The following is a 3909-nucleotide window of genomic DNA, read 5'->3' as shown; positions in this document are numbered from 1 at the left end:
TCGTCAACGGCGCGCGAAAACACCCACGGAAGCGTCAGGAGAGCCAGAAATCAGGTGTCTGCGACAGGCCGCGACCGGGGCGGTGTCTTGCTAATCTGAGGGTGTCCCTTCGGCTCCATGGACCTACAAATGCGGGTGAGCCGGGCGCATCAGCGCATACCGCCAACGTGTCGTTCGTCGTTAGAGGCGAGGCGCCACTCCACTCAGGTATCTCTGTTGGAGGGCGCCATGTGCACCAAGATCCCGTACGCCAACCGCTGGCTCGCGCGTCGCGTGTTGGAGAAACTGCAAGAGCAGGGACGGCCTGTTCAGTCGATCCATCCCTGCTTCTCGGGCCACCGAGGGGCATGGCACGTGACAAGTCAGAAGCAGCGGCAGTGGTGATCAGTGCCAGCTTGTCGGTCACCGGCGTCGGAGGGTTGCCTCGATGGCGGTCCGGTCGATACGCAGTTCCTCGGCGTCGCGGCGCACGGTCCATGGGCGTAATTCGGTCACCACGGGCGGGGCGCTGCGGAGGAGGACGAGAGCTGTGCCGAACGGCAGTGTCCGGATCGCCTCTGGTGGCATGACCGCCACACGGCGCATGGAGCGTTGGAGGGACCGAGAGCCGTAGTCCCCGACAGAGATGGTGTCGGTCCGTTCGTCGCGCTCGCCGATGAGGGCAGCGAGGTCCTGCAGGTCACGCGCGGCCGATGTCCCGCCCAGTACGACCTTCACGATCGACGCGTCCCAGATCGCGCCGGCCGCGTGGTCACCCCACTTGTCGCGTGCCTGCGAGAGGGACTGCAACACCGGCATCGTCGTGATGCCAGTTCCTCCGCCTTCAGCCATCAGGACCGGCATCGACGGCAGCGGTGACAAGTTGCCGATCTCATCCAGGGCCATCAGCAGTGGTGGATCGAGCCGGGCTCCGGGGGAGGCCGCAGCGAGGTGACGGGCCGTCTCGACGAGGTCCTCGATGAACGCCGCGACCAGTGACCAGGAGGCGCCGGCGCCAGCACCGGTCGCGAGCAAGTACAGCGTGCCGTTGCTGGTCAGGAAGCTCGCGGGGTCGAATTCTTCGCCGGCTGCTGGCGAGACCGCGTCGAGAACGCGCGGGTCGGCTAGACATGACAGCGCGAGGGAGACCCCCATCCAGATGGAGTCCCGGGTCCGCGGATCTGAGTGGATCATCGACTCGAGCGAGTCGGCCCAGCCAGGTGCGGCGTGTGGGTCGCTGCTCAAGATGGCTACTGCGTCCGCTGCTGCTGACGGCGAGAGCGTCCACGCGAACAACTCACCGGGGCTACGCCGGTCGAGTGCTGCGGCGTGGAGCAGGGACTGCAACGCCGTGCGGGTCTTGCCTTCCCAGAATCCGCCCGACTCGACCCCTCCCGTCGACAAGCCAGTCGCGGACGCGAGGCCCGTTGCTCGGATCATCGCGGTCAGGGGGTCTTCGCAGCCCCGCACCGGCGACCACCGCAACCCGGACGGGAGTCCGTCTGCCAGACGCTGGGGGTCGAAGACCGCGACGGGGCCACGTCGACTGCGGGCAGTGATCGTGGCCGCGATGTTGTCTGGCCGCGTTGCGGTGGTGATGACCGCGCCCGGCGCGTCGAGGATGGCGTTGATGACGACGTGCAGACCCTTGCCGGAGCGAGGCGGTCCCAGAAGAAGGATCGAGTCCTCGACCGAGGCCCACACCTCGGTGCCGCGAGCTCGCCCCAGGAGGTAGCCGATGTCCGGGGCGTCCGGCCGGTCAAGCGATGGTCGGAGAGTTCGGCCGCGCGCCAGGAGGGATTTCTTCGATGCCGTCACTCGAACGTCGCGGGACGTGGCAATGCCGGCGAGTCGGTGCGGGTCGCGTGTGGTGTGTTCGCGCCACCCGCTGACTCGTCGCCAGGCAACGAGCGCCGCACAGACGACACCAGCGACCATCAGGGCGACCACGAGCCAGTAGAGCCATGGGGACATGCCCGGCGTGCCCAGCGCCGTCCCCGGTTGCTCCGGGTCGGCGAGGATGCGTAAGCCTGCCGCCCAGCCGTACCTTGGCTGCTCGGCTCCGGTGGCCCAGGCGGTGACGGTCCCGGCGAGCCGAAGTGCCGCAGCAAGGCAGCCCAGGGCAGCGATTCCGACGAGCCCGAGGTTGACCAAGTCGTTGTCGACGGACTGCCCGCGTGGGTTCATGGCCCGATCACCCTGACGGTTCCTGAGGTCCGCCCCAGCAGTACGACGTTGCCTCGGTGCGCGGCCAGCAGCGCGGGAGGGAGGCGGCTCTCCAGCGGGTCGACTCCGTGCCGGTGACGTCCGAGAATGACGGCGATGGACACCTCCTCGTCGGGCAGGAATCCATCAGCGGTCTCTGTCGGAGCTTGGTCGGCTGCACGGTGCTCAGTGGGTCGTGGTCTTGGAGTCACGATGTCGGTGAAGGTGTTGCCGTCGGACTCGTGGACCTCGACACGGACGGGTGCGCCGAGGTCGTCGGCGATCGACTTCACGACGCTAGCGAGGTCGTCACGGGTCACACTGCCGTCCGCGGCATACGGCTCGCGGTCAAGGCGGACGCCAAGAAATCCAGTGTCATTGACGACCACCTCGACCAAGGGCATCACGACCGGCACCCTGAGAGTTCCGTGGTCGTCGCGCCGGTAGGGCGCCGTGGTGTTGAGCATGGTCAGTGCCCCAGAGCATCGACGTGAGTCCGAGCGGCCGGCGTGGCCTGTGTTGGTGCCCGATGGGCTGCAGGAGTGTCTCGCTCCAGCCCCGGAGGGTTCCCGTCACCGACCTTCGTGGTCGGGAGGTTGTCGAGGATGGTGAGCGACGCAGCTCGGACACGGTCGGCGGTTGCCTGGACGACCTCGACCGGTGACTTGCCGGGCACGTCGCTGGCCCAGGTCGAGACGTAAGGAACCGTGTAGCTCGTCGTGTCGAGCCCATGAGCAGCACCAACCATGAGCGCGACCGACTCGGCCTCGACCTCCGCGATTCCACGGTGCATCGCGGCGTCGACGTTGTCTGGCCCGTGGAGCATGACGTGACCGAGCTCGTGGGCAAGCGTCTTCACCTGCGCAGCGTCATCCATGTCCATCCGGACCGAGACCTCATTGGTGAGGTAGTCGGTCAGTCCGTTCGCGCCGCCGATCGAGCGAGCGTTGGAGACCAGCCGCAGCTCGAACCCGCGGGCAACGATCTGGTCTGCCAGCCCGTCCCACAGGCCGTCCGGCGCCTCACCTTCGAGCAGTTGCGGCCGCGGCGGCTCGGGGATCGGTTCGCCGTCGGTCTGGGAGATGTCCCAGACGTGGGCGGGCTTCAGGCCGATCATCCGAGAGCGGACCGTCTCACCCCCATGTGGCTTCTCACCGCGCCCGAGTCGCCGCCACGACTCCGGATTCTCCGGCGTCGCCGAGGCGAACCGGGCCGTCACCGGCGCGAGAATCGCGTACCCGCCCTGCCCCTTCATCACGTGACGGTTCAGGCTCAACCACTGCTTGAAACCAGCCACGTACGTCGGCACAGGCCCAGGCACCCGGCCCTCTGAACCGCACTGGGTCTGATGGAGGCTCGGGCTATTGGATTCCAACCAGGGTCTGGTCGGCCCGTTTCGTAGCGTAGAACGTCTCCTCGAACTCTGCTGGTGGGACGTCGTCGAGGTAGCCGTGCAGCCGCTCGTGGTTGTGCCAGTGGACCCAGGACAGGGTGGCGAGTTCGACGTCCTCGACGCTCTTCCACGGCCGTCCCTCGCGCGTGGGACCGCGGATCAACTCGGCCTTGTAGTAGCCGTTTACGGTCTCCGCCAGCGCGTTATCGTACGAATCCCCGACGGTGCCAATCGAGGGCACCGCACCGATCTCAGCCAGTCGTTCGCCATAGCGAATCGAGGTGAATTGGGCAGGTTCAACCAGTCGATGCAACACCGTGTTGTTGAAGGGA

General features: G+C 67.1%; 4 protein-coding genes. All 4 read right to left on the bottom strand.

Annotated features, from left to right (window positions below; all coding sequences use genetic code 11):
- Window positions 1-402: 402 nt before the first annotated feature.
- Window positions 403-2166 carry a TraM recognition domain-containing protein gene (locus ABC138_RS17290; protein ID WP_345914446.1) on the bottom strand — a complete coding sequence of 588 codons (1764 nt, stop codon included), beginning with the start codon at window positions 2164-2166 and terminating at the stop codon, window positions 403-405.
- Complete coding sequence (locus ABC138_RS17285; RefSeq protein ID WP_345914445.1) at window positions 2163-2651, bottom strand: hypothetical protein; 489 nt, start codon at window positions 2649-2651, stop codon at window positions 2163-2165. Before ABC138_RS17285 ends, ABC138_RS17290 begins: the two co-directional genes overlap by 4 nt.
- 2 nt (window positions 2652-2653) lie before the next feature.
- Entirely contained in the window at window positions 2654-3559 is a 906-nt protein-coding gene (locus ABC138_RS17280) for a serine/arginine repetitive matrix protein 2 (RefSeq protein WP_345914444.1), read from the bottom strand.
- On the bottom strand, window positions 3546-3909 hold a 364-nt coding region (locus ABC138_RS17275), incomplete at its 5' end, for an integrase core domain-containing protein (RefSeq protein ID WP_345914443.1). The genes ABC138_RS17275 and ABC138_RS17280, both read right to left, overlap by 14 nt.

The organism is Janibacter sp. LM (assembly GCF_039631275.1).
In the GTDB taxonomy this organism is placed as follows: domain Bacteria; phylum Actinomycetota; class Actinomycetes; order Actinomycetales; family Dermatophilaceae; genus Janibacter; species Janibacter terrae.
Note: the sequence above shows the minus strand (reverse complement) of the source record. Positions and strands in the feature narration are given on the sequence as shown.

Excerpts from the sequence above, each read along its gene's own strand:
- ABC138_RS17285 (WP_345914445.1), bottom strand. The coding sequence starts at position 2,651 with ATGCTCAACACCACGGCGCCCTACCGGCGCGACGACCACGGAACTCTC.
- ABC138_RS17290 (WP_345914446.1), bottom strand. The coding sequence starts at position 2,166 with ATGAACCCACGCGGGCAGTCCGTCGACAACGACTTGGTCAACCTCGGG.